At 41.8% G+C, this 26,429-nt stretch carries 24 protein-coding genes and 2 tRNA genes; 9 read left to right on the top strand and 17 right to left on the bottom strand.

Going from position 1 to position 26,429, the window contains the following annotated elements:
- Positions 1-226 precede the first annotated feature (226 nt).
- The 3 genes from WDV75_RS10915 to WDV75_RS10905 form a co-directional block, all read right to left on the bottom strand.
- Positions 227-303 (bottom strand) — tRNA-Val (locus tag WDV75_RS10915).
- Between the two features lie 34 nt (positions 304-337).
- Positions 338-414 (bottom strand) — tRNA-Val (locus WDV75_RS10910).
- Between the two features lie 264 nt (positions 415-678).
- Positions 679-2,052: an MATE family efflux transporter gene (locus WDV75_RS10905; RefSeq protein ID WP_273558187.1), complete on the bottom strand. Its 1,374-nt coding sequence runs from the start codon at positions 2,050-2,052 to the stop codon at positions 679-681.
- A gap of 524 nt (positions 2,053-2,576) precedes the next feature.
- Here WDV75_RS10905 and WDV75_RS10900 point away from each other — a divergent pair.
- Positions 2,577-3,221, top strand: a complete 645-nt coding sequence (locus WDV75_RS10900) for a riboflavin synthase subunit alpha (RefSeq protein WP_273558186.1) — start codon at positions 2,577-2,579, stop codon at positions 3,219-3,221.
- 171 nt (positions 3,222-3,392) lie between these two features.
- Here the strand turns inward: WDV75_RS10900 and cfa are convergent, their stop codons facing one another.
- Together cfa and punC are read right to left on the bottom strand one after the other, a co-directional pair.
- Positions 3,393-4,544, bottom strand: a complete 1,152-nt coding sequence (gene cfa / locus WDV75_RS10895) for a cyclopropane fatty acyl phospholipid synthase (protein ID WP_273558185.1) — start codon at positions 4,542-4,544, stop codon at positions 3,393-3,395.
- A gap of 311 nt (positions 4,545-4,855) precedes the next feature.
- On the bottom strand, positions 4,856-6,043 hold the full coding sequence (punC, locus tag WDV75_RS10890; protein WP_273558192.1) for a purine nucleoside transporter PunC: 1,188 nt from the start codon (positions 6,041-6,043) through the stop codon (positions 4,856-4,858).
- Positions 6,044-6,166: 123 nt separating this feature from the next.
- Here punC and punR point away from each other — a divergent pair, with 123 nt between their 5' ends.
- Positions 6,167-7,075 (top strand): DNA-binding transcriptional activator PunR, encoded by a 909-nt coding sequence (punR, locus tag WDV75_RS10885; RefSeq protein ID WP_273558184.1) that lies wholly within the window; start codon positions 6,167-6,169, stop codon positions 7,073-7,075.
- A gap of 3 nt (positions 7,076-7,078) precedes the next feature.
- Here the strand turns inward: punR and purR are convergent, their stop codons facing one another.
- Entirely contained in the window at positions 7,079-8,104 is a 1,026-nt protein-coding gene (purR, locus tag WDV75_RS10880; protein ID WP_273558183.1) for an HTH-type transcriptional repressor PurR, read from the bottom strand.
- Positions 8,105-8,604: 500 nt separating this feature from the next.
- On the bottom strand, positions 8,605-9,183 hold the full coding sequence (sodB, locus tag WDV75_RS10875) for a superoxide dismutase [Fe] (protein WP_189760908.1): 579 nt from the start codon (positions 9,181-9,183) through the stop codon (positions 8,605-8,607).
- Between the two features lie 362 nt (positions 9,184-9,545).
- On the opposite strand from sodB, the gene WDV75_RS10870 reads away from it, so the two are divergent.
- Positions 9,546-9,926 carry a Grx4 family monothiol glutaredoxin gene (locus WDV75_RS10870; protein WP_189760907.1) on the top strand — a complete coding sequence of 127 codons (381 nt, stop codon included), beginning with the start codon at positions 9,546-9,548 and terminating at the stop codon, positions 9,924-9,926.
- Between the two features lie 71 nt (positions 9,927-9,997).
- On the opposite strand, the gene rnt is transcribed toward WDV75_RS10870, so the two are convergent.
- Together rnt and gloA are read right to left on the bottom strand one after the other, a co-directional pair.
- Positions 9,998-10,648, bottom strand: a complete 651-nt coding sequence (gene rnt / locus WDV75_RS10865) for a ribonuclease T (protein WP_189760906.1) — start codon at positions 10,646-10,648, stop codon at positions 9,998-10,000.
- Between the two features lie 178 nt (positions 10,649-10,826).
- On the bottom strand, positions 10,827-11,234 hold the full coding sequence (gene gloA / locus WDV75_RS10860; RefSeq protein WP_189760905.1) for a lactoylglutathione lyase: 408 nt from the start codon (positions 11,232-11,234) through the stop codon (positions 10,827-10,829).
- A 328-nt stretch (positions 11,235-11,562) separates the two neighbouring features.
- Here gloA and WDV75_RS10855 point away from each other — a divergent pair, with 328 nt between their 5' ends.
- Positions 11,563-11,802: a DUF1289 domain-containing protein gene (locus WDV75_RS10855; protein WP_273558182.1), complete on the top strand. Its 240-nt coding sequence runs from the start codon at positions 11,563-11,565 to the stop codon at positions 11,800-11,802.
- An 882-nt stretch (positions 11,803-12,684) separates the two neighbouring features.
- Positions 12,685-13,122 carry a transcriptional regulator SlyA gene (gene slyA / locus WDV75_RS10850; protein WP_099132866.1) on the top strand — a complete coding sequence of 146 codons (438 nt, stop codon included), beginning with the start codon at positions 12,685-12,687 and terminating at the stop codon, positions 13,120-13,122.
- 83 nt (positions 13,123-13,205) lie between these two features.
- Here slyA and WDV75_RS10845 read toward each other — a convergent pair whose 3' ends face one another.
- The gene (locus WDV75_RS10845; protein ID WP_189760278.1) at positions 13,206-13,679 is read right to left on the bottom strand and encodes a glycine zipper 2TM domain-containing protein; all 474 of its coding nucleotides are present in this window, start codon (positions 13,677-13,679) and stop codon (positions 13,206-13,208) included.
- 351 nt (positions 13,680-14,030) lie between these two features.
- Here WDV75_RS10845 and anmK point away from each other — a divergent pair, with 351 nt between their 5' ends.
- From anmK to pdxY, 4 genes are all read left to right on the top strand, one after another.
- Positions 14,031-15,140 carry an anhydro-N-acetylmuramic acid kinase gene (anmK, locus tag WDV75_RS10840; protein WP_273558181.1) on the top strand — a complete coding sequence of 370 codons (1,110 nt, stop codon included), beginning with the start codon at positions 14,031-14,033 and terminating at the stop codon, positions 15,138-15,140.
- Positions 15,141-15,246: 106 nt separating this feature from the next.
- Positions 15,247-15,900 (top strand): pyridoxamine 5'-phosphate oxidase, encoded by a 654-nt coding sequence (gene pdxH, locus WDV75_RS10835; RefSeq protein WP_273558180.1) that lies wholly within the window; start codon positions 15,247-15,249, stop codon positions 15,898-15,900.
- Between the two features lie 225 nt (positions 15,901-16,125).
- The gene (gene tyrS / locus WDV75_RS10830) at positions 16,126-17,397 is read left to right on the top strand and encodes a tyrosine--tRNA ligase (RefSeq protein WP_273558179.1); all 1,272 of its coding nucleotides are present in this window, start codon (positions 16,126-16,128) and stop codon (positions 17,395-17,397) included.
- A 311-nt stretch (positions 17,398-17,708) separates the two neighbouring features.
- Complete coding sequence (pdxY, locus tag WDV75_RS10825) at positions 17,709-18,587, top strand: pyridoxal kinase PdxY (protein ID WP_273558178.1); 879 nt, start codon at positions 17,709-17,711, stop codon at positions 18,585-18,587.
- Between the two features lie 57 nt (positions 18,588-18,644).
- Here pdxY and fabI read toward each other — a convergent pair whose 3' ends face one another.
- The 7 genes from fabI to pspF form a co-directional block, all read right to left on the bottom strand.
- On the bottom strand, positions 18,645-19,433 hold the full coding sequence (gene fabI / locus WDV75_RS10820; RefSeq protein WP_273558177.1) for an enoyl-ACP reductase FabI: 789 nt from the start codon (positions 19,431-19,433) through the stop codon (positions 18,645-18,647).
- Positions 19,434-19,639: 206 nt separating this feature from the next.
- Positions 19,640-20,449: a putrescine export ABC transporter ATP-binding protein SapF gene (sapF, locus tag WDV75_RS10815; protein WP_189760284.1), complete on the bottom strand. Its 810-nt coding sequence runs from the start codon at positions 20,447-20,449 to the stop codon at positions 19,640-19,642.
- The gene (gene sapD, locus WDV75_RS10810; RefSeq protein WP_273558191.1) at positions 20,450-21,442 is read right to left on the bottom strand and encodes a putrescine export ABC transporter ATP-binding protein SapD; all 993 of its coding nucleotides are present in this window, start codon (positions 21,440-21,442) and stop codon (positions 20,450-20,452) included. It abuts the gene before it with no gap.
- Positions 21,442-22,329: a putrescine export ABC transporter permease SapC gene (sapC, locus tag WDV75_RS10805; protein ID WP_189760285.1), complete on the bottom strand. Its 888-nt coding sequence runs from the start codon at positions 22,327-22,329 to the stop codon at positions 21,442-21,444. The genes sapD and sapC overlap by 1 nt, the downstream gene beginning before the upstream one ends.
- Positions 22,316-23,281: a putrescine export ABC transporter permease SapB gene (gene sapB, locus WDV75_RS10800; protein ID WP_189760286.1), complete on the bottom strand. Its 966-nt coding sequence runs from the start codon at positions 23,279-23,281 to the stop codon at positions 22,316-22,318. Before sapB ends, sapC begins: the two co-directional genes overlap by 14 nt.
- Complete coding sequence (gene sapA / locus WDV75_RS10795; protein WP_273558176.1) at positions 23,278-25,017, bottom strand: ABC transporter substrate-binding protein SapA; 1,740 nt, start codon at positions 25,015-25,017, stop codon at positions 23,278-23,280. The genes sapB and sapA overlap by 4 nt, the downstream gene beginning before the upstream one ends.
- Before the next feature lie 265 nt (positions 25,018-25,282).
- On the bottom strand, positions 25,283-26,290 hold the full coding sequence (gene pspF, locus WDV75_RS10790; RefSeq protein WP_273558175.1) for a phage shock protein operon transcriptional activator: 1,008 nt from the start codon (positions 26,288-26,290) through the stop codon (positions 25,283-25,285).
- Between the last annotated feature and the right edge of the window lie 139 nt (positions 26,291-26,429).

The raw sequence follows: 26,429 nt of genomic DNA, 5'->3' as shown, positions 1-26,429 counted from the left end.
AATCAAAAAATAGTGCTTGAAAGAATTTCCATACAGAAAAGAGGAGATAACCATGGTTCATGATTAAAGAAATCAGAGAGTTGTTGCGCAAATAAAATATAATTGCATTTTTAGTACACAGGTAGATTGGGCAAAAATCTGGCTCATGAGTACAAGAGGGGAGTGGAATGAGAAAATTGGGTAAATCTAATTGGTATAACAGAGGTGTGAAGTGATGAACTAGATATGGTGCGTCCGAGTGGACTCGAACCACCGACCCCCACCATGTCAAGGTGGTGCTCTAACCAACTGAGCTACGGACGCACATCAAGATTCTATTTTTTGTCAACCAGATATTTGGTGCGTCCGAGTGGACTCGAACCACCGACCCCCACCATGTCAAGGTGGTGCTCTAACCAACTGAGCTACGGACGCAATCTAAATGTCTGTGGCTGACAACGGGGACGAATATTAACGGGCACTGAGCTTTCTGGCAAGGGGAAAAATGCAAATTCTTGTTCAACTGCTCGCATTTACATCTTTTCGCATGAATTCGCAGCTTTTTTCCCTTATGTTGGTAGGCTTATACGCATTAAACTTCAAGTTGCAATTTACAGCACGCTATGAAACCTGATTTCTTCCCGCTTCGCGGGAAGAAATCACACGTATCTTGAAGTTAGATTGGTATAGTGTGCTGAATTAACGAGTAGAACGTTTCAGAACAAAATGGGCGGGCTGTTTTTGTGTCCATAAAATACGGTAACCCATCATAAATGCTGATGCGGTTAAACCGATAATAAACCCAATCCAGAACCCCTGTGGTCCCATCGGCTGAGTGACATAATCCGTCAATGCCAGAATATAGCCACTAGGCAACCCTAAGAGCCAATAAGCAATAAAAGTGATGAAGAAAATCGAACGGGTGTCTTTATACCCACGTAATACCCCTGAGCCAATGACCTGAACTGCATCGGAAAGCTGGTAAATCGCAGCAAACAGCATTAAGTGGGAGGCAAGAGTAACGACCTCAGGGTTATCGTTGTACATAAACGCAATGTGTTTGCTAAACAGTACCGTGAAGGTCGCTGTCATACAGGCAATAATTAAGCCCACAATAATACTCGTATATGCGGATATCCTGGCACCTTCTGTTGATTGTTGCCCCAGGTTGTAGCCAACGCGAATGGTGGCAGCTATCCCCAATGATAGCGGGAACATAAACATCATGGAGCTGAAGTTGAGTGATATCTGGTGCCCTGCAACGGCCACAACACCGAGTGGAGAAACCAACAACGAAACGACAGCAAACAGAGTAACCTCAAAAAACATCGCTAAAGCGATAGGCAGACCAAGCAGTGTAATGCGTTTTTGCGTATGCCATTCAGGACCGACAAATTTGTTGAATGTGTGGATATCTTTTTGGGAAGGAGCGTGCTTCACATAGGCAAGCAGCAACAGGAACATAACCCAGTAAACGGTTGCTGTTGCAACACCACAACCGACACCACCCAATGCAGGCGCACCAAATTTACCGTAAATAAAAATATAGTTAACGGGAATATTGACCAGTAACCCGGCAATGCCTATGAGCATTGCTGGTTTGGTTTTCGATAATCCTTCACATTGACCACGTAAAACCTGATAAAACAAATAACCTGGTGCTCCCCACATGATGGCATGGATAAATTCCGTGGCTTTTTGGGCCAATACAGGATCAACGTTATGTTGTGCTTCTATAATAAATCGGCTGTTATACAGTATTGCGATGGTTAAGATAGAGAGAAAGGTTGCAAGCCAAAATCCTTGCTGAATTTGGCCTGCAACATTTTTTCTCTGGCCGGAGCCATTCATGTGTGCCACGATTGGCGTCAAGGCGAGCAATAAACCTTGGCCAAATAGAATGGTTGGTAGCCAGATTGATGTACCAACAGCAACCGCTGACATTTCAACAGCACCAGCTTTGCCAGCCATGACGGTATCGACGAAACCCATCGCAGTTTGTGAAAACTGTGCGATGACAACAGGGATCCCTAAAGCGAGCAAACTACGCGCTTCATTTAAATATTTCTGCACGTACTACACCTTTTTTGATTGAAAATTAACGAGAAAAACAAGAAATATTTTTGCGAGCAAACGATGTTAATGGAAAATATATCGCTTATAAGCGGCCATATTGTATAGGACTCATTTTATTAATCCAATCATTGCATGATGTTTATACTCAGCATGATTGAAGCCATACTCAATTGAAACTAAACTCAACCCAAATAATGCATTAAATAAAATGGTATTTATACCAATCGCCTTTCAATATGCGTCTTATATACCAATCTCACTTCAAGATGTATGTGATTTCTCCCCGCAAAGCGGGGAGAAATCAGGTTTCATATCGTGTTGTAAATTGCAACTTGAAGTTTAATGCGTATATCTCCCCCGCGTAGCGGGGGAGATATAAACAATCACATTGATTTGCAAGCTGCATCTTGAAGTGAGATTGGTATAAACAGTATAAACAGCGCTATGTTTAAACGAAATGCTGTTTAAAAGTGATGAGTGGGTTAAACTAATCCGCTCGATGAAATTATAAAGAGGTGTCCATGTTTACAGGTATCGTTCAGGGAAAAGCACCGATAGTTGCTATTGATGAAAAAGTGCATTTTCGGACCCATGTTGTTAAATTTCCGGCTGAATTATTACCCGGAATTGAAACGGGAGCTTCTGTTTCTCACAACGGTTGTTGTCTGACTGTAACGAAGATCGACGGTGATTTAATCAGTTTTGATTTAATGAAAGAAACATTGCGCCTGACCAATCTTGGCGAACTTAGGGTAGGAGATTTAGTTAATCTGGAAAGGGCCGCTAAATTTGGTGATGAAATTGGCGGGCATTTGATGTCCGGTCATGTCATTACAACAGCAGAAATTGCCAAGATCTTCACTTCTGAAAATAACCATGAAATATGGTTTCGAATGCACGATAAACAGTTAATGAAATATATCCTGCATAAAGGATTTGTTGGTATTGACGGTATTAGCCTAACAATTGGAGATGTAGTCACTAATCGCTTTTGCGTTCATTTAATTCCAGAAACATTGGAACGCACAACGTTGGATAAAAAACGTCTCGGTGAGAAGGTTAATATTGAAATTGATCCACAGACTCAAGCGATTGTAGATACCGTTGAACGGGTTCTGGCTCAGAAAGAACAAGAAAAATTATTGTCACAGACTGAAGAACAATAAAAAATCTTTCTAAATAGCGTCTCAAAATGATAGGCGTATTCCTCACCCCGCGCAGGGTAAGGAACGCCAACATCTGATACTCTCAGTATTATGAAAACTATTTAGATTCGATAAAATATGGAAGCTACAGAAAAACGATTTCTGTAGCTTCAAGCGTTCCGTTATGGGGAGCTATCTAGGTACTCTTAATCCTTTTTCAATACCTCGGGGACTAAAGACTATCTGCCATAACTGTATATCCCTTGCACGGAATGCACCTGCACAGGCGTTCAGGTAATAACTGAACATCCGTTTGAAACGTGGGCTATAGTTATGCTCTATTTCATGCCAACTGGCGATAAATCGCTCATACCATGCCATCAATGTCCGGTCATAATCAGCACCAAAATTATGCCAATCTTCCATAACAAATTTTCCGGTGGTTGTTTTGGCAATTTTGGCAATTGATGGTAAGCAGCCGTTGGGAAAAATATACTTGCTGATCCATGCATCGGAACCTGATTTATCAATATTGGAACCGATGGTATGAAGAAGGAACAGACCATCAGGTTTTAAGTTCTTTTTCACAATACTGAAATAATTATCATAATTTTTAGGGCCCACATGTTCAAACATGCCGACAGATACAACGCGATCAAATTGCAAATTAAGGTTTCGGTAATCTTCAAGGATAATTTCTACATTTAGGTCCTTGCAGCGTTCCTGTGCATACTTCTGTTGCTCGGCTGAAATCGTTACCCCTGTGACAGATACACCATAGTTTTCTGCTGCATAGGCGGCCAAACCTCCCCATCCACAACCGATATCCAATAAGGTCATGCCTGGAGACAGTTGTAGTTTTTCGCAAATCAGGCGTAGCTTATGGGATTGTGCTTCTTCCAGTGTGTTGGCATCTTTCCAATAACCGCAAGAATATTGCATGTGAGGATCAAGCATCCGAATAAACAGGTCATTACCTAAATTATAATGTTCCTTACCTACAATCCAGGCACGTTTGGGAGATTGTAAATTAAATATACGAGAGATAATTATCTTGAAGATATCCTTGATATTTTTAGGAATACGATGTTCTAAACCTGCCCGCAATACTTTGTAAAAGAAAATATCAAGGCGATCACATTCCCACCAGCCATCCATATAACTCTCACCCAGCCCCAACGAGCCTTCTTTCAATACGCGCTTATAGAAATCAGGATTTTTAATACGTATGTCGAAAGGGCGCTTGCCATTGATATCAATATCAATTTCCTGAAGCAATTCATGGGCGATCCTATGCCAAGGATCAGTGATTGTTTTTTTACCTTCAACGAAAGACGAACTCATATACTCTCCAACATTGGTGTGATGGAATTTTGAGGTGTCACTTTGTAGCTGATTTTTATTATATAAAACCTCGAGGGTTTATTGGAAAATAATATAGAAATTGTATTGAAAAGCACATATTGCCTATTCATCCTGAAATTAAATAGAGCGTCAATGCTCTGAAGGACCTCAAATTCCGAGTTTTTAGAATAATGAATCCGTATGAGTATATGAGTGAAATGATATTTAGACAATCATCTAAAGGTCACATCATGGCGTAACCTTTAGATAATAATGTTCTTAACTATTATTTTTTTGGAAAACTATCGTATTTATGCTTGATGGCTTTTTTCAACACCTTGTTTTTGCAGCCAATAACCGGCAGCCATTGGCACAACCGTAAGCGCCATTATTGTTGTCGTCGATAAAAGAGGGTATTCCATAAATACAGAGACGAGCATACTTGCGACAAAACAGAGGCCCAATTGCAGGGCATTTTGTAATGCAGCCGCTTTACCACTATCTTGTGGATAAATAGACAAAGCATTTGCTACTGCAATTGGATAGGATGCGCCATTCATTGCTGCCATTACACAAAAAGGAATAAGAATGGCGATAAATGAAGGTTGACTTAATATGGAGATCAAATAAATAGTGATCATGCTTACAGCATAACCTACCAACAAAAATGGGAATACCGTTTCACTTTTTACTTTTTCCAGTAAGATACGGCAACCATACCCGCCAATCATAAATGCCAGAGTTTGAGGAATATAACTTAAACCAATATCGGTAGGATCATAACCCATATCTTTCAGAATGGTTGGTGAACCCGTTAGCCAGGCAAAAAAACCGGCACTGCAAGATGCGTAGATCAATACATTTCCGTTAAAAACTGGAGAAGTTAATAACGTAAAGAAAGAAACCGCTTTTTTATCAGTGCGGGTTTCAATATTAGTACGTTTATTAGTCAGGAAAAATGTGGGTATTAACAGCAATATCGTTACTATCATTAAAATAAGGAAAATGACTCTCCAGCCACTATGCGTCAATAACCATGCCCCCAACAAAGGAGCAAGTGCAGGAGAAAGGGCAACCAAAGGCATGATCATGGCAAAAACACGTTTGGTACGCTCTGCATCATATCTGTCGACGACCAAAGCTTGCCAGGTTACCGCAGCGGAACAAACGCCCACAGCCTGCATAAATCTCAATACCAGTAATTGGATCGGATCTGTTATCCAAAGCATACCTAAACAACTAATGGAAAACAGGGACAGGCCGATAATAAGAACAGGTTTTCTGCCTAACCGGTCAGACAATTGACCCCATAAAAGTTGTGCAAAAGCAAATCCGGCAAGAAAAATGCTAAGGCTTGCACTGATAGCATTAGTTGATGTACCTAATTCTGCTTTCATTGCATCAAAAGCGGGCAGATACATATCAATGGCCAAATAGCCTAACATGCTTAAGCCAGCGAGATAAGACATAAATGGAATGGTGTTTTTATTTGTTGTCATTGTGTTAGTAGTTAGATTTTGTCGTGGATAAGGAAATAGTTGGCTTATTTTATATAGCATGATTTTTACTTGTGAAACGGTAATATTTGCACCATGCTGTGAAAAAAATTGAAAGGAAGATATATGTGGTCTGAATACTCTCTGGAAGTCGTTGATGCTGTTGCCAGAACAGGAAGTTTCAGCGCGGCTGCATCAGAACTTCATCGTGTGCCTTCTGCTATCAGCTATACGGTAAAACAGCTTGAAGAATGGCTGGCAGTTCCTCTGTTTGAACGTCGTCACCGTGATGTCGATTTAACGGAAGCGGGAGCAATTTTTGTCAAAGAAGCGCGTTCTGTTATCAAAAAAATGAATCACACTCGGCATCAGTGCCAACAGGTTGCTAATGGTTGGCGAGGGCAATTTAGTATTGCGGTTGATCAGGTTGTAAAACCAGAGCGAACGCTTCGGCTAATTTTGGATTTTTATCGCCATTTCCCAGATATTGAGTTACTTATCTATCCTGAAGTTTTCAATGGCGTATGGGATGCTCTGGTGGATGGCCGAGTGGATGTCGCCATCGGAGCGACACGTGCTTCCCCTGTTGGTGAGCGATATAGCTTCAGGGATATGGGGTTCATGCCTTGGCTGTGTGTAGCCAGTCCAGAACACGAACTGGCAGTAATATCGGGAAAATTGAATGATGACCAAATGCGACCTTATCCCAGTTTATGTCTTGAAGACACAGCGCGCAGCTTACCTAAACGTGATACATGGGCTTTGGATAATCAGCGGCGATTGATTGTGCCTGATTGGGATGTTGGATTAAGTTGCTTGATGGATGGATTGTGTGTAGGCATGGTGCCTAAGCACCGTGCGCAACCGCTGATCCGTAAAGGCAAATTGATGACACTTGAACTTGAACAACCATTGCCTGACAGCCCATGCTGCTTGACATGGTCGCAAAAAAGCCATTCACCGGCATTAAGCTGGTTACTTGATTATCTGGGGGATAGCGAAACGCTTAATGCCGAATGGCTGCAAGAAAATTAACTGTCAGCGGCGATAATCGATAAAAGGTCCATCTGCAACAGAGCGCCGTTCAACAAGGCGTGGGTGGACTTCGATAGTTTGTACATCCTCACGTTTATTGACTATCCTGTCCAGTAACATTGAAAAGGCCATTTGCCCTAAACGCTCTTTGGGTTGGTGAATGGTTGTCAATGCTGGCGTAAAATAGCGGGCATTACGAATATTATCATAACCGATAATTGAAATATCTTGCGGAACACGCAAACCCAACTCATCAGCTGCACAGATCGCTCCCATAGCCATGACATCTCCACCACAGAAAACAGCAGTTGGACGATGTTTTTGATTCAGGATCTTATACATGGCTTGGTAACCGGACTCAGGTTCAAAATCACCTTGTACAATCCACTCATCCCGAATAGCGATATTGGCTTCTTTTAGTGCCTTAAGAAAACCTTGGTGGCGGCCTCCTCCCGTATTTCTTGCCAATGGTCCAGGAATGGATGCAATATCACGATGACCGCGTTCAATAAGATAACGGCCAGCCAGGTAACCACCATGAAAGGCATTATCAATAATTGCATCGGTAAAATCACCTCTGGATTCTCCCCAATCCATGACCACCATAGGAATATTACGATAGCCTTCCAACATACTCAAAAGTTGCTCAGGGTATTCTGAACACATTACCAGCAAACCATCTACTCGTTTTTGTGCGAGCATCGCGAGATATGCTTTCTGTTTATCAAGATTGTTATGAGAATTACATAAAATCAGGGTATAACCTTTGCTATAGCAGCTATTTTCAACTGATTCTATGATCTCAGCAAAGTATGGTGCTTCACTTGATGTTGCCAGCAACCCAATGGATTTGGTGTGGTTAACTTTTAAGCTACGGGCAACCGCACTGGGAGAATAGTTCAATTCTTTAATAGCGGCCCAAACTGCGGCCTTTGTATCTTCGGCGACGAAACGGGTTTTATTGATAACATGGGATACGGTTGTAGTCGAAACACCAGCGCGTTTGGCCACATCTTTAATCGTTGCCATGAAAAAAGGACTCCTGACCTTCTGGTCTAATTTATATACCCTTTATCTTTCTTTTCGGGTATAGCTATTTGTTAATCGTTTACCAATATATTTGTATACAGGGTGATGGTTGGCAATAATTTAGCGGTAAACCTTGAATTTTGTCTGATCTAGCTCAAAAGTGAAAGTAATAATCGATGCTATAAAGAGTATGGATTAAATCTTGCGGTATGATTTTTAGATAGTATGGCAAATAACCGCTTAAAATTTAGGATGTTGAGGTGTCTTAATTTTCACATTGAGGATGTTCTATGGATACAGATCTGAAATTGGGATTATTGGCCGCCAGTAGTGCATTAATCATGATTGTTTTTCTGGGGAGCCTCTGCCTGATCTGATCAAGATCTAAAAGAATTTGTAGCCCCACTTATCTTAAGGGCGGGTTTTCCAACATGTGCAATATCGCAAATAAAGGAAAAGCCCGCCCTTATTATTTCAAACTAGTATAAGAATTAATCTTATTAAGCTAAGTTTTCTTCAACAAAGTTCCAGTTGACCAGAGCCCAGAAGTGCTCCAAATATTGAGGGCGAGCATTGCGGTAATCGATATAATATGCGTGCTCCCAAACATCAACAGTCAGCACTGGCTTATCTTCGCCAGTCAATGGCGTTGCTGCATTAGAAGTGTTAACGATAGCCAAAGTACCATCAGCTTTCTTGACTAACCAAGTCCAACCAGAACCAAAGTTTTTCAGGGCTGCATCAGTGAATTGCTGTTTAAATTCAGCAAAAGAGCCGAAAGCATGACTGATAGCATCTGCCACTTTTCCGGTGGGTTCGCCACCACCATTTGGTGACAGGCTGTGCCAGTAGAAAGTATGGTTCCAAACTTGTGCTGCGTTATTGAAGATGCCACCTTCAGATGTTTTGATGATCTCTTCCAGTGATTTTCCGGCAAATTCAGTATCTTTAATCAGATTATTCAGGTTTACAACATAAGCGTTGTGATGTTTGCCGTAGTGATATTCCAGAGTTTCTGCAGAAATGTGTGGTTCCAGGGCATCTTTGGCATAAGGTAATGCTGGTAATTCAAAAGACATTGCATGCTCCTTTTTAATATCGGGTTTTTGGCTCTGCAAACCATGGCTTAGACACTCACCATGGAACAGGGCAAATTTAAGCTTATTATCGTGTTACTATTTTGATAATTATCTTAACAACTTTTCTGCTAAATAACAGGGAAAAAGATGCTATAAAGCTGCGAACTGGTGCAGAACTGAACTTAACATGTATTGGATACAGTCAGTTGGAATGAAAATATCTAATGATCATTTGTGGCAAGTCATGGCAAAAATTTGCCATATAAAGTTCACGGTAGAAAAATTAGCGTAGAAAGTGGTATTCTGAATCAATCTTTATCTTATGCTGATAAATAGCACGTGCAGTTTTTAAGGAAGCAAAAATGACTAATATTAATACAAACACTAATACGGTTACTGATACAACGGCTGATGCAGTCATTGAAAAAATCGAACGCCAGATTAGAGAAAACCCAATTCTGTTGTACATGAAAGGTTCACCGAAATTGCCAAGCTGTGGCTTCTCTGCACAGGCAGTTCAGGCTTTATCAGCTTGTGGTGAACGTTTTGCTTATGTGGATATTTTGCAAAATCCAGATATCCGCGCTCAATTACCTAAATATGCAAATTGGCCGACTTTTCCTCAACTTTGGGTTGATGGTGAGTTGGTGGGAGGTTGTGACATTCTTGTTGAGATGTATCAACGCGGTGAACTACAAACACTGATCAAAGAGACTGCCGATAAATATCGTGAGCAGGAATAAGGCCAGTCATTCATCTGAATAATGGTTACTTTCCATAGCCCCATACCGATTAAAGTATGGGGCTTACTTTTTTAGGATTCGCAGTTAGCGTTATCAGTAGATGGTAGTGGCCAACCACCCAGCCGCTTCCAGCGATTAACCAGCTCGCAGAAAAGTAGGGCGGTTCGATCAGTATCATAAAGAGCGCTATGGGCCTGATTGCTGTCAAACGGAATTTCCGCTGTGATGCAGGCTTTGGCAAGAATTGTCTGACCAAGAACCAAGCCACTGAGTGCAGCGGTATCAAAAGTCGCGAACGGATGGAATGGATTGCGTTTCAAACTAGCACGTTCAGCAGCGGCCATGACAAAGCTGTGATCAAAATTGGCATTATGAGCGACGATAATTGCACGATTACAATTTGTGTCTTTCATACCTTTGCGGATCATTTTAAAAATTGCGTGCAAGGCAGTATATTCACTGACAGCTCCTCGCAAGGGGTTTGTAGGATCAATGCCAGTGAAAGCGAGAGCGGCAGGATCAAGATTAGCCCCTTCAAAAGGCTCGATATGAAAATGCAGCGTATTGGCCGGTGTTAGCCAACCATCTTCATCCATTTTTAAAGTAGTTGCAGCAATTTCAAGTAAAGCGTCTGTACGCGCATTAAAACCAGCGGTTTCGACATCAATAACAACGGGATAGTAGCCACGAAAGCGCCCACTTAGCATATTTTGATTAGACATCTGATTTTCAGTTCTTAGCTTCAGGATTCTATTTTTTAACTTTGGAATAGTGAGTATTATGACAAAATTTGGTGTGTCTTGCAGAAGTAATGCTTATACAGTGGGGGATAAAGGGCAAGATGCCCTTATTTAGCTAGTTAAATAATTTCTCACTATAACGTAATAGTGAGAAATAGCGTTAGTTGCCTAATGCATTGCTGGCACTTGCATTTTCGATGAGTTCAATCTTATAGCCATCGGGATCTTCAACGAATGCAATGACAGTTGTTCCACCTTTAACTGGCCCTGCTTCGCGAACTACTTTCCCTCCAGCAAGTTTGATGCGTTCACAGGTTGCCGCAACATCATCAACACCTAAGGCGATATGTCCAAATGCGGTTCCCATTTCATAGTTTTCAACATCCCAATTATAAGTTAGCTCAATAACTGCGCCTTGACTTTCATCGGTATAACCAACAAACGCGAGAGAATACTTATACTCTGGGTTTTCGCTGGTGCGGAGTAAACGCATACCCATTACCTGAGTATAGAAATCAATCGAGCGCTGCATATTGCCAACACGGATCATAGTGTGGAGTAAACGCATGATTACCTCTTGATCTTTATAACTTTATTACGAAACATAATGTTCAGAAACGTGGCTCACATATCTGCATTATGCCGTATATAGATCAAATAATTCAAATTATCCGATTTATTTACCTTTATATCCATCTCACTTCAAGATGCATATTGTTTCTCCCCGCGAAGCGGGTAAAAACAATGAGTTATGTTGTCTTATAATGAACAACTTGAAAGGTAACGCGTATAGGTTGTTACCATTTTATTTTGAAATGACATGGGTGAAGTTTATACTGATCAATAAATGGCCTTATTGTGGGAATGCTTGATAAGTTTGGATGCAGGGGGATGAGATGGCTGAACAATTAGAATTTTTTGCTATTCCAAACCCTTGTCGGGGAGTTTGTGAATCTGATCCCCGTGGTTTTTGCCAGGGATGTTATCGTAGCAGGGAAGAGCGGTTTATATGGATGAAATTATCGGATAGTGAAAAAAGAGAAATATTGCGGTTATGTCATCAGAGAAAACTAAGAAGTTTGAGAAAGAAGGAAGAAGAAAGCAATATTATTCCAAGACAATCCGATTTATTTTAATCTCACTCTGAACTGGTTAAAAAATATCTTTTATATGAATTAAATACCAATCTGACTTCAAGATGCGTGTGATTTTTCCCCACAAAGCGGGGAGAAATCAGGCTTCATATCGTGTTGTAAATTGCAACTTGAAGTTTAATGCGTATAGTATAGGATGATCACAAAAATAAGAAATATTACTAAATAGGTTTTCATAATACTGAGAGTATCAGATGTTGGCGTTCCTTACCCCGCGCTCCGCGCGGGGTAAGGAATACTCCTATCATTTTGAAACGCTATTTAGTAATAGATGAGATATCATTTATATTACATTTCTTTTATTTGACATAAGTCATTTCAAAATACCACTTCTGTTGTCTATCTTAATCATCTCAGTAAAAATTTTTTATTAAAGAATTACTTATTGAACAAAAAAGAATCTATTTTGTTATCTTATTGTTTTTTTATGTTATTTATTTCAATGCTGTCAATTTCTGTAAGAGAAAAATGATATTAATGTAAAAATATATAGATTAGTATTTGGATGGCGGTTATTCTTATAGAACTTCAGCCGAGTGGAAATGTATATATTTTAGGAGATTGTACTTTTTTTGTTGATATTTAAATTCATAATAGTTTAGTTGAAGGATTATTTTATACAGTTTATATCGTTGGTGGATTAATGCGCGATTTTATTCGATGCGCCGTACAATTTCGCTCTTTAGGGCGACGAAGATGTCAACTTTGAGGAACAAGCCAACGCGATACTCATTAGGTAATTAGCGAAATTGCTGACTCTGATAATGTAAGCATGATATAGAGTGCGTATTCATTATTCATATGAATAAACTGATTGGATAATTCATTGATGTTATATGAGTCTCTAATTATAAGGAGGGGTAATTGGAATTGACATTGGGATCAGATCTGGCACGTTTAGTCCGTATCTGGCGCGCTTTAATTGATCATCGTTTGAAACCGTTGAAATTAACTCAGACGCATTGGGTTACTCTATACAATATTAGTCAACTACCACCAGAGCAGTCCCAGATACAGCTCGCAAAAGCTATTGGTATTGAACAACCCTCTTTGGTGAGAACGCTTGATCAATTAGAAGAAAAGAAACTGATTACACGCCACACATGTGCCAATGATCGACGTGCAAAAAGAATCAAATTAACCAAAGAATCGGAAAACTTTATTAGAGAAGTGGATAGTGTTATTGGTTCGACAAGAAAAGAAATTTTGGAGGGAATTACTCATGATGAGTTAATTCTGCTCGCTTCTGTAATAAAGAAAATTGAAAAAAATATTAACCAATTGCACAAACAGGTAATATAAAAATTAATCTATAATAATAAAATCGCGGCCCAGATCTTGTTACTGGTAAACCGCGATTTTTTGTTTTGCGTTATTTGAACATTTTAGAGTGGTGATACAGTCAAAGAATCTCCGCTGTTTGCGATCCTGACACGTTGCCCTCTGCTGAACACGACACTATCTAACTTTTGTACTATGATGATATTTTTTCCGCTGTCCATACGAATTTCTAGCTCAATACCTTTCGTTTGGTCTAACGCACCTTCGATTTTTTGGCCAGCCAGGCCGCCAGCAATAGCACCCGCGGCTGTGGCGAGTCTTTGACCAGAACCATCTCCAACTGTATTACCTAGCAGCCCTCCCAAAACAGCACCACCAATGAGACCTAACATACTAGGATCACCGGCTTGCTTACCTTTAATTGTGATGGGGCGTACAGATAGAATAGTGCCATAAGTTACAGTTTGAGCTTGTTTGGCTTGATCAATAGAGTAAGTATCACTAGAAAGTGCTCCCATGTCTGCACAGCCAGACAACGTGGTTACTACAACTGCGCCAACCAGGAAACGTTTTAACATAATCACTCCTAATTTTAATGCCCGAGAGGGAAGCTTGAGAATAAACTTATCACCAAGTGTTCGGCTACTATTCTCAGTAGTAAACACTATTGTTAGCAGCAGAACTAATAAATTTGCCGGCTACTAATAATGCATATTTACATATAATAAATGTTCCCGATGAACTCTGAAAGGAATAATTCCTGACCAAAAGTTTAGCATGTTTTGTGAAGAGCTTTCCAAAACTCAGATTTTATCTCTGATAATGATCATTAAACATATATAGTCCAAATAGATGTGTTTTATAGTTTACGCAAGATTAAATGTAATCCACATGTTAAATGTGAGCCATTATTGAATAGAGGAGTATTTATGAAGTCAGGACGTTATATTGGTGTGATGTCTGGCACCAGCATGGATGGGGTTGATGTTATTTTGGCGGAGATTAGTGATAAAATTGTTACTCAACAAGTGAGTTATAGCCATCCTTTTCCGCAAGAACTTAAACAAAAATTGTTATCCATTTGTCAAGGGCAGCAGACGACATTATCAATGATCGGAAGATTTGACTATGAGCTTGGCACTCTTTTTGCAGAAGCTGTTCAAGGGTTACTGAATAAAGCAGGGCTGACGGCAAATGATATTATAGCAATTGGATGTCATGGGCAGACCGTATGGCATGAGCCGGACGGTGAAAAGCCTTTTACCATGCAAATCGGTGACAATAACCGAGTAGCAGCACTTACCAATATCACAACGGTCGGTGATTTCAGACGGCGTGACATGGCTTATGGTGGGCAAGGCGCGCCTTTAGTACCCGCATTCCATATGGCTGTATTGGGCCATCCGACAGAAAGGCGTATTATTTTAAACATTGGCGGAATAGCAAATATTTCAGCACTTCTGCCTAATTCAGCCGTTAAGGGCTATGACACAGGGCCGGGCAACATGTTGATGGATGCTTGGACATGGCGGCATAAGCAATTGCCTTATGACAAAGATGCACAATGGGCCAGTGAAGGGACTGATAATGCATCTTTACTCCAGAAAATGCTTTCTGATCCTTATTTCGCACGTACGGCACCGAAGAGTACAGGGCGTGAATATTTTAATATGGCATGGTTGGAAAAACAGTTGGCTGATTTCCCTGATGTTGCACCAGTGGATGTTCAAGCCACATTAGCTGAACTAACGGCTGTAAGCATTGCTCAACAAGTGATGCTAAGTGGTGGATGTGATCGTCTTCTGGTATGTGGCGGCGGGGCGCGTAATCCATTCGTGATGAATCGGCTATCGGCTTTATTGCCGGGTACTGAAGTGACCACAACAGACAAATATGGTTTGAGTGGGGATGACATGGAAGCACTGGCATTTGCCTGGCTGGCATTCCGAACAATGTCAGGGTTGTCTGGTAATTTACCATCAGTCACAGGTGCGGATAGAGAAACGATTTTAGGGGCAATTTATCCGGTTGTCAGATAATTGGCTGGATAATGATCAATTAACAGATGATCATTATTAGAAGACGACAGTTGGCTAACAGATAACAATGGTATGCTAATACTCATTAATAAATAGAGAGTTAGAAATGTCAGAAAATAATGAAACCGATATTGCAGAGCTGCGTCGGGAATATATACGTGGTGGGTTAAGGCGAAAAGATCTTACTGAAGAGCCGATTGAACTTTTTGAACGTTGGTTAAAGCAGGCTTGTGAAGCAAAGCTTAGCGATCCGACGGCAATGTGTATTGCGACAGTCGACGAGTATGGGCAACCTTATCAACGCATCGTTTTGTTAAAACATTTTGATGCTAATAACTTGATATTCTATACCAATCTTGGCAGTCGCAAGGCAAAACATCTGGCCCAGAATAACCGGATCAGCCTCCATTTTCCTTGGTATCAATTGGAACGACAGGTCAGTTTTCTTGGCAGGGCTGAGCGTCTGTCTCCGATTGAAGTTGTAAAATATTTTCATAGTCGTCCGAGGGATAGCCAAATTGCAGCCTGGGCTTCCCAGCAATCATCAAAGGTTTCAGCCAGAAGCATTTTGGAAGGGAAGTTTTTGGAGTTGAAACAGAAATTTCAGAATGGTGAAGTTCCTCTTCCTAGTTTTTGGGGCGGATTCAAGGTCACATTTGACTCAGTTGAATTTTGGCAGGGCGGTGCTCATCGTCTTCATGATCGTTTCCTGTATCAGCGTGATGGTGATAAGTGGAATGTAGACCGTTTGGCCCCTTAAATTGCAAATTACAGCCAATCAGATAGTGACTTACAAAGTAGAAGAAATAATTACTGTTTTTAATACTGGCACTTATATGACTGGCGTTTTATGCTATAGCACTTGATTTATCACGAGATGCTTATATACCCAATAGGTTTCAAGTTGCAGCGTAGCTAATAAGCTGGCAACGTGAAAGAAGAGTATAGAAATATAAGCAAAGTATACAAACTGATGGAGTCATTAATGTCTAGCAATAACCTGATTAAACAACTGCAAGAGCGGGGCCTTGTTGCCCAGGTAACAGATGAAGAGGCGTTAGCTGAGAGACTGGCGCAAGGTCCGGTTTCTCTCTATTGTGGCTTCGATCCTACCGCTGACAGCTTGCATTTGGGCCATCTGGTTCCCTTGCTGTGTTTAAAACGATTCCAACTTGCTGGGCATAAACCTATTGCGTTGGTTGGTGGGGCGACAGGTTTGATTGGCGATCCAAGTTTTAAAGCAACTGAACGCAAGTTGAACACAGAAACAACAGTCAAAGAGTGGGTTGAGAAAATTCGTAACCAGGTTTCTCCGTTCCTTAGTTTTGATGGTGACAATGGTGCAGAGTTAGCCAATAACTACGATTGGTTTGGTCAAATGGATGTGCTGACCTTCCTGCGTGATATCGGTAAGCATTTTTCCGTAAACCAGATGATCAACAAAGAAGCGGTGAAACAACGTCTTAACCGTGATGATGTTGGTATTTCCTACACTGAATTTTCTTATAACCTATTGCAGTCTTATGACTTTGCAAATTTGAATAGAGAATATGGTGTTGAATTACAGATTGGTGGATCAGACCAATGGGGCAACATTACTTCAGGTATCGATTTGACGCGTCGCTTAAACCAGAAACAAGTGTTTGGCATGACTGTGCCACTTATCACCAAATCAGACGGAACTAAATTTGGTAAGACAGAGGGTGGGGCAGTTTGGTTAGATCCGAAGAAAACGAGTCCGTACAAATTTTACCAGTTCTGGATTAACACAGCAGATGCGGATGTTTATCGTTTCTTGAAATTCTTTACTTTCATGAGCATTGAAGAAATTAATGCGCTGGAAGAAGAAGATAAAAACAGTGGTAAAGCGCCTCGTGCTCAATATGTACTGGCAGAACAAGTTACTGGTCTGGTGCATGGTGAAGCAGGTCTTGCAGCGGCGAAGCGTATCACCGAGAGTTTATTCTCAGGAGCCATTGCCGATTTGACCGAAGAAGATTTCGCTCAATTGGCACAAGATGGAATGCCAACAATAGAACTGGAAAAAGGTGCAGATCTGCAACAAGCATTGGTCACCGCCGAATTCGTTCCTTCCCGTGGACAGGCTCGTACTATGATCAGCTCTAATGCGGTTTCCATCAACGGTGAAAAACAATCCGAACCTATGTATGTATTTACGGATAATGATTGTTTATTTGGGCGTTATAGCTTATTACGCCGTGGTAAAAAACATTATTGCCTCATCAATTGGAAATAATTAACTGATATTATTAAGGGCAACGATAATGTTGCCCTTAATGTATCTTGGTGTCTTTATATACTAATCCAACTGCAAGTTGTAGCTTGCAAATCCATGTGATTATTTATATCTCCCCGCGGAGTGAGAGATATAAGACGCACCTTGAAAGGCGATTGGTATATACCCATCTAACGTCAAGATGCGTGTGATTTCTCCCCGCGAAGCGGGGAGAAATCGGGTTTCATATCGTGTTGTAAATTGCAACTTGAAGTTTAATGCGTATAAATATTATCTATTCATAAATTAAAAATAATAAACTAGGCCTTATCATGAATAATGTTCTTTCAATTCAGTCTCATGTTGTCTTTGGCCATGCTGGAAACAGTGCGGCTGTTTTTCCGATGCGTCGTATGGGAGTGAACGTATGGGCATTAAATACGGTGCAATTTTCAAACCATACCCAATATCCTCAATGGCGTGGCTGTGTTATGTCGCCGGAACATTTGACTGAAATCGTGCAGGGAATTGGTGAAATTAATAAACTCGCATCCTGTAATGCGGTTCTGAGTGGTTATATTGGCTCTGCGGAGCAGGGAAATTATATCCTTGATATCGTAAAGCAGGTGAAAGAAGCCAACTCTGATGCATGGTATTTCTGTGATCCTGTCATGGGACATCCAGAAAAAGGATGCATAGTTGCTCCGGGCGTTGCAGAATTTTTATGTGATAAAGCTCTGCCAGCCAGTGATGTTATTGCACCTAATTTGCTGGAGCTTGAAACATTGGCGATGCGAAAAATTAGCAGCGTAGAACAAGCGATATCTGCTGCGCGTGAGTTATGTGAAAAAGGTCCCAGAATTGTATTGGTTAAGCATTTGAGTCGTGCAGGTTATCAGGCCGATTGTTTTGAAATGCTTTTGGTAACTAAAGAACATAGTTGGCACGTTAGTCGCCCATTAATTGATACAGGAGCACGTCAACCAGTTGGTGTTGGTGACTTAACGAGTGGTTTGTTTCTCGCTGATCTATTAAAAAGCCCTTCTTTGACAAATGAAGCATTACAAGCGGCCTTAGAACATGTTGCCGCTGCGGTCTACGAAGTGATGCTGGAAACGCAAAAGAGCGAGGAATATGAATTACAGATTGTTGCCGCACAAGATAGGATAGTCACTCCAGAACATCAATTTCATGCTGTCAGAATAGACTAATAATAAAAAAACAGTCCCACCCATAATGTTATGGCTGGAACTGTTTTTAACAGGCTATTACTTTAACTCTAATTCATTCATGGCCGCGATGCTGAAACCGCCATCAACATGCAAGATCTCACCGCTAATACCACCAGCCAGATCTGAACATAAGAAGGCAGCCGCATTACCGACATCCTCTGTTGTCACAGTGCGGCGAATAGGTGTAACCGCTTCACAGTGTGCCAGCATCTTACGGAAATCTTTGATACCAGAAGCTGCCAGAGTACGGATTGGGCCAGCAGAGATACCATTAACACGAATACCTTCAACCCCCATTGCATTTGCCATATAACGTACGTTTGCTTCCAGGGAGGCTTTTGCCAGACCCATTACGTTATAGTTAGGAATGGCACGCTCAGCACCCAAATAACTCAAGGTGAGCAGGGCAGAACCTGGATTCAACATATTACGGCAGACTTTCGCCATTGCGACAAAGCTGTATGCGCTGATGTCGTGGGCAATTTTGAAACCTTCACGGTTAACAGCGTTAACATAATCACCATCAAGCTGGTCAGCCGGTGCATAACCGATAGAGTGAACAAAACCATCGAATTTAGGCCATACTTTGCCTAATTCAGCGAACAATGCGTCGATACTTTCATCTTCAGCCACGTCACATGGCAGAACGATATCTGAATTCAGTGATGCGGCGAATTCTTCGACGCGAGGTTTCAACTTGTCATTTTGGTAAGTGAAAGCCAGCTCTGCTCCTTGATCGTGCATTGCCTTGGCAATTCCATAAGCAATAGACAGTTTGCTGGCGACGCCAGTAATGAGAATGCGCTTGCCGGTCATGAAACCCATAGCAGTATCCTTATTGTTCTTTATGATCAAAATTGTTCTTTGTGATCAAACACCAAAAGTCATGGATAAACAGAAATAATAAATCTCTAACCATAACTACGGTATTTATGGTGAATAAACGGGGATGATTCTACCATGCCGGAGGAAAATGTGGTGAGTTTCCCATTCTGTTCCGATCAGTGATTAAAATACATCCAATAAAAACATTAGGTGATATCCTGTCGCCATGCTTCAGCAGACAGGGCTTCACCAAAATGGCTGGCTATCAATTTGCGTGTAATATCATGCAGCGGAGAAGCCAGAACTTCCGCTGTATTGCCACGTTCGACAACTTCCCCTTGATGCATGACCAGAACTTGATCACTGATATGTTTCATCATACCGAGATGTTGGGTGACATAGATATATGAAATACCGTGTTTTTCCTGTAATTCCAGCATCAAGTTGATGATTTGGGAACGCATCGATACATCAAGCGATGCCAGGGCTTCGTCTGCAACAATGATTTGTGGCTGCAATATTAAAGCCCGTGCTAAAGCCACGCGTTGTTTCTGTCCTGATGCGAGCATATGTGGGTAATAATTAGCATGATCTGGCAATAAACCGACCTGACGTAATGTTTGGTTGATACGTTTTTCCCGTTCGGAGGGAGATAACTTCGTATTCAAAATTAATGGCATATCCAGAATCTGACCAATGCGCTGACGAGGATTCAGTGAGGTGCTGGGATCTTGAAAAATCATACGAATGCGCTGGCTGCGGTAGCTATAATCCCCGTAAGACAGCTTATGACCGTTAATCAAAATTTCACCTGAACTTGGTTCAATAACCCCTGATAACATTCTCGCGAGTGTAGATTTACCTGAGCCATTTGCGCCAAGGATAGCGAGGGTTTTTTTCGATTGCAGGGTAAAGCTCACTGGCTTTACGGCGTCAAGTTGATGACGGCGAAATAATCCGGTTCGATAGCGAAATGTTTTAGTCAGATTTTTAACTTCCAGCAATGTCTCAACCACTTATGATTCCTCCATATTCAAAGGGAAATGGCAGGCGAATGCATGGCTCTTAATTACCCGTAACCGTGGAGTTGCAATACAGGTTTTTTGTGCATAAGGGCAACGTGGCCCCAAACGGCAACCTACCGGCAAATGTTCCAGTGATGGAATAACGCCAGACAGCGTGTTTAACCGACTTTTGTGTGGTAACGGACTGCCAAAATCAGGAATTGAACGGATCAACGCTTGTGTATAGGGATGGTAAGGTTTCACCAGCAACTCATCCGGTGTAGCGTTTTCCACTGTCTGACCGCAATACAGCACATTGATACGTTTGACTAGTTTACTCATCATTTGCAGGTCATGGCTGATTAATAAAATAGTCATGTTGTTGTTCTGATTGAGGCTCGACAGTAAACGGAATATTTGTGCCTGTGTTGTTGGTTCCATTGCATTGGTCGGCTCATCAGCAATCAGCAAGCGTGGCTGGTTGGCAAGCGCAATGGCAATCATCACTTTTTGACATTCACCTTCTGTTAATTCGTAAGGGTAACTGTGCATAATGTCGGAGTGATCTTTAATACCAACACGGTGTAGTAACTCAATTGCGCGGCGTTTTCGCCAATTAAATCTCTGCCACCAACGGCCCTTATACGTCCATCCAGGAATAGATTGAATAATCTGTTTACCAATATTTTCTGATGGATCGAGACATGACTGCGGCTCCTGAAAAATCATGGAAATATTGTGCCCAATCACCTTACGGCGCTGCCGTGGTGTCAGGCGCAATAAATCAATGTCGTTAAAACGGAAACGATCGGCGGTTACTTTGAGGTTATCTTTTGTGACACCACAAATCGCTTTGGCAATCAGGCTCTTGCCTGAGCCTGATTCGCCAGCCAAACCCAATATTTCACCTTCTGTCAGTGAAATACTCATCCGGTCAACAGCTTTGACGGGGCCTTCCGCTGTCATGAATTCAATGGTGAGGTTTCGAATATCAAGTAATGGCATCATTCGACTCCTGCGTTAATAGCGCGGTGCAGACCATCACCCAGTAAGTTAACCAGCAAGACGCTGAGCATAATTGCTGCTCCAGGTAACATAACAGTCCAGGGGGCAGCATAGATCAATTCTAATGAATCTCCCAGCATAGCTCCCCATTCGGGAGAAGGTAGTTGTGCTCCAAGGTTGAGAAACCCCAGTGCGGCAATATCAAGAATCGCGATGGAGAGGGTACGGGTTAATTCACTGACTATCACCGCAGTGATATTGGGGAGAACGGCATAACGCAAAATATGGTAGTTTGAAGCGCCATCCAGACGCGCTGCAATAATGTATTCTTTATCCAGTTCGTCATGTACAGCAGTATAAACGGTACGTACAATTCTTGGCAACAATGCCAGAAAAACGGCAATCATGGCATGGTGCAGGCTGGCACCAACAAAAGCGACGACGATGATAGCCAATAGCAATGAAGGGATAGAGAGCAAGGTATCAAGAATATGGTTCATCACCGCCGATTTCAAGCCGTGAGTCATACCGGCAAGGCTACCAATGATTAATCCTACAATGGTTGCCGCCGCAGTGACTATCAATGCTCCCCCAAATGTGGAAGACGTGCCAATCAATAGACGGCTGAAAATATCACGGCCAAGATCGTCAGTTCCAAGGAAAAAGGCGACATTACCGTGATGTGACCATGAAGGAGGCATAAGTTGGGACATGAATTGTTGGTCAAGCCGATATGGGGCGAAAAGATCACCCAACAGGCACAGTGCAATTAAAATTAACACCCCATAAAAACCTGTCATTGCTAATATATCGGCATAGAAAAATCGCCAGATAACTTTTAATGGCGATGGCATTTTCTTTTCACGGTAAAAATTATCTAACGGCATACCATTCCTTATGCTTTAAAGGATTAGCCATTGCACCAATAATATCTGTCAGAATATTAACGGAAATAACCAACGAGCCTACCACCATGACGCCCGCCGAGATTGCGGAATAATCCTGCTGGCGAATAGCGCTGATGAGCCAGCGCCCTAAACCAGGCCAGTTAAAGACTTGCTCTGTCACCATCGCTAAGGTGAGCATGGTTGAAAATTGCAACCCCAACTTAGGGATAATAGGCGGCAAGGCATTATGCAATAAATGGCGACGAATGATAGTTAACCGTGATAAACCGCGTGTTGCTGCCGACTTGATATAATTTTCACCTGAAACTTCTTCTGCACTATTGCGCATCAAACGGATAACTTCGGTAGTAGGCGCAACGGCCAGTGTCATAACGGGTAAAACCATATGCAGAATAACACTCATGATCATTTCATTGCGATAAGGAGCCTTTGACAGCCAGGCATCAATCAGTGCAGAGCCAGTGACAGGCTCCATCCGATAGAGTAAGTCAAATCGCCCTGAGACAGGCAACCAGCCTAAATACAGTGAAAAAAGCAGAGTCAGCAGTAACGCCAGCCAGAACACCGGAATGGAGAAACCGCATAGGGCAAATGTACTGATAATGATATCGACTTTTTTATTGCGCCAGACACCCGCAATAATCCCAAGAGGGATGCCGATTAACAAGGCGATGGTAAAAGAGAGGACGCACAGCTCCATTGTGGCAGGGAGAACAGTATACAGTTGTTCGATAATCCGTTCCCCATTAATTCTGGAAATACCAAAATCCCATTGGAGTAAGCTACGGAAGTAGTATACGTAAGCGTCTGACAGTGATGCACCGCTCAAGGCACCATGAGGTGTGAAATACATCAGGCTGAAACTGATTAATGAAAGAAAAAACAACGTCACAACCAGAAGCAACAAACGACGCAGGATATAAATAATCATTGGCTTCCCTTTTTATTTTCATCAGGAACGCTGGCTTCCTGTTCGCGGTAAACTTTGTCAAAGGAACTATTACCAAACGGGCTGAGCACCAACCCTTGAATGTTATAACGAGAGATTTGTAAACGCATCGAATAAGCCAGAGGTAACACAGGTAATTGCTGCGCGAGAATTTCTTGTGCAACATGATAATTTTTGATGCGTGAAGCAAGTTGTTGATTTAATAAGGCATCATGCAGGGCTTCATCAAACGCTGAGTTACACCAACGGCTCAGATTCGTTTGCGACGCAATGGCGGCACAGCTCAATAACGGGCGGAAAAAACTATCGGGATCGTTGCTATCAGTAGACCAGCCTGCCAGCGTCATATCATGGGTTTTATCCATGAGCTGGTTTTCCTGAAAACGGCCTTCGACGGGACGGATAGACATCTTAATACCCACTTGTGCCAAATCGGCCTGAATGAGTTCCGCCATTTTCAGCGGGCTTGGGTTATAGGATTGTGAAGCCGTTGGCACCCATAAAGTTAATTCCAACCCATTTAATCCCAATTCCTTTAACATCTTGCGGGATTTTTCAGGATTGTATTCGGTGATTTCAGCACGATTATCATACGCCCATGATGCACGGGGCAAAATAGAAGCAGCCGTCTCAGCCGTACCATAGTAAATGGATTTCATCAGGCGTTGGTTATTGATGGCGTAAGCAATGGCCTGACGAACGACTAACTGATCCAATGGTGGTTTACTGGTATTGAAAGCAAGATAAGCGATATTCATGCCTGAACGTAATGTCTGACGCAGATTTGGATCATCATGCAAAATATTCCATTGATTGGCATCGGGATAAGCCAGTACATCGCATTCACCCGTGAGCAATTTTGAGATCCTACCTGTACCCCCTGCGCCAGTATCTATCACAACCTGTTCCATGCGCGGTTGACCTTTCCAATACTTATCATGGCGAACAAGGCGGATAAATTGGTCCATTTGATAATCTTCCAGCATGAAGGGACCTGTTCCGACAGGTTTCCAATCTATTTGTCCTTGTCTATTTATTTGCTGTAGTTTTTCAGCATATTCCTGGGACAGGATAGGGGCATAATAGGTTGCCAGGTGCCAGAGAAAAGACGCATCGGGTGCATTAAGGCGAAATTCGACAGTATATTGGTTGATTTTCCGAATATCTTTAACTGAATCACCAAATTGCAAACTGTCAAAATAGGGATAATGGCCCCCATTAACATCATGATAATCGTGTGTTTTATCGAAGACACGACGGAAACTGAAAACAACATCATCCGCGTTCATTGCACGGGTTGGTGTAAACCAATCGGTTGACTGGAAAGCAACATTATGACGCAAATGAAGGCGATAAGTTGCCCCATTATCCCGCACTTCCCAGTCAGTAGCCAGTTCAGGGATCAGGCGATAGGTAAGAGGATCAACACCCAGCAAGCGATTGTAAATCTGTGCAGCCAGCGTATCCACAGTCAAGCCGCTGATAGCCATTTGCGGGTTAAACGTATTCAAATTGCCATTAACGCAATAAATAAAACCGTTCTGCCGTAAGGATGTTGAAATATGGGGCAAGCTTTCCGAGGCATTGTTTGGCCTCGATTCTGGAATCATTTTAGTCGGTTCTTGAATGGGTTCCGCAACCGTTTCTGGAGTCGCATTCCTGGCCGCCAGAGTAGGGGCGGAAATTAATAATATCATCCAGTAAATCAAATAACGCATATAAAATGTCAGTCATAAAAAAGAGTTTGGCCATTGTAACTTAATTATCGCTTTCTGCTCAAAAACAACGGGCAGATCACGATAATGAGAAAAATTCTCAATAAAATGCTTTACAAATGTAATTGATAAGTATTATCATTCGCATGTGCTTTCAGGGAGGCATCTTGCAATGGCAAGTATATCTCTCAGAAAAGGCACGACATTGCTCACATTGCTTCCAGTATTTTTATTAGCCGGCTCGGGTGCCGGCTACTTTTTTATCTGTCTACTCTATCTTGCCATTAACATCAATATGGTGTTTCTTGATTAACCCGCGGAACTGGTGGTAAGTCAAATGAAGTTTGTCAGCGGCCTTCCTCTGATTAAATTGACTTTCTGTCAAAGCCTGTAAGAGTAAACTCTTTTCGTTGTCATTTTGCCACTGCCTTAAATCGAGAGGTAATTTGGGAAGGGAATCGTTGATAATCTTGCTCTCAGTGGATGAGGAGGCAGATTGCTGTGATGGTGAAAAGGGATTGATGATGATCGTGTTTAATTCATTTTCACTATTACCATGTCTGTAAATAGAGCGTTCGATGACATTCTTTAATTCGCGAACATTGCCAGGCCAGTGATAGGAAAGTAATTGTTGTTTGGCTTTGTCAGTAAATCCGGGGAAAAATGGCAGATCCAACTCACGGCACATCTGAATCGCAAAATTTTGTGCCAGTAACATAATATCTTGTTGCCGTTGGCGCAGTGGTGGGATATGAATCACATCGAACGCGAGTCTGTCGAGCAAATCAGCCCTGAATTTTCCACGGGTAGCCATGGCAGGTAAATCTTCGTTAGTGGCACAGATCAAACGTACATCAACTTGTAATGACTGAGTGCCACCAACACGCTCCAGGTGACCATATTCAATGACACGCAATAATTTTTCTTGTACTTGCATGGGAGCCGTGGCGAGTTCATCAAGAAACAAGGTTCCGCCGTCGGCTCGTTCAAAGCGTCCCTGGTGTTTTGAGCGAGCACCCGTGAATGCCCCCGCTTCATGACCAAAGAGTTCTGAATCAAGCAGATTTTCATTGAGTGCAGCACAGTTCAGGGAAATGAAAGGGCCTTGCCAGCGTGGAGAAAGATAGTGTAAACGGCGGGCAATTAACTCCTTGCCTGTTCCTCGTTCCCCCAGAACTAAAACAGGTTTGTTCAGCTTCGCTAATGCGGAGACTTGTTCCAAAATTTCAATAAAACAGTTTGCTTCACCTAATAGGTTATCAATGAACTGAGACATGGTATTTTTCGCCAAAAATTGGTTAATTTAACTAAATTATCGAATTGCAATAAAAAAGCAAATAAAAGTTATATCAGTAATTTCAATTAGATAATAAAAGTAATAAAGTTGGCATGTATCTTGTATTTAGTTAAATGCC

The organism is Xenorhabdus griffiniae (genome assembly GCF_037265215.1).
GTDB classification, from domain to species: domain Bacteria; phylum Pseudomonadota; class Gammaproteobacteria; order Enterobacterales; family Enterobacteriaceae; genus Xenorhabdus; species Xenorhabdus griffiniae.
The sequence above is the reverse complement of the archived record's forward strand: the minus strand, read 5'-3'. Positions and strand labels throughout refer to the sequence as shown.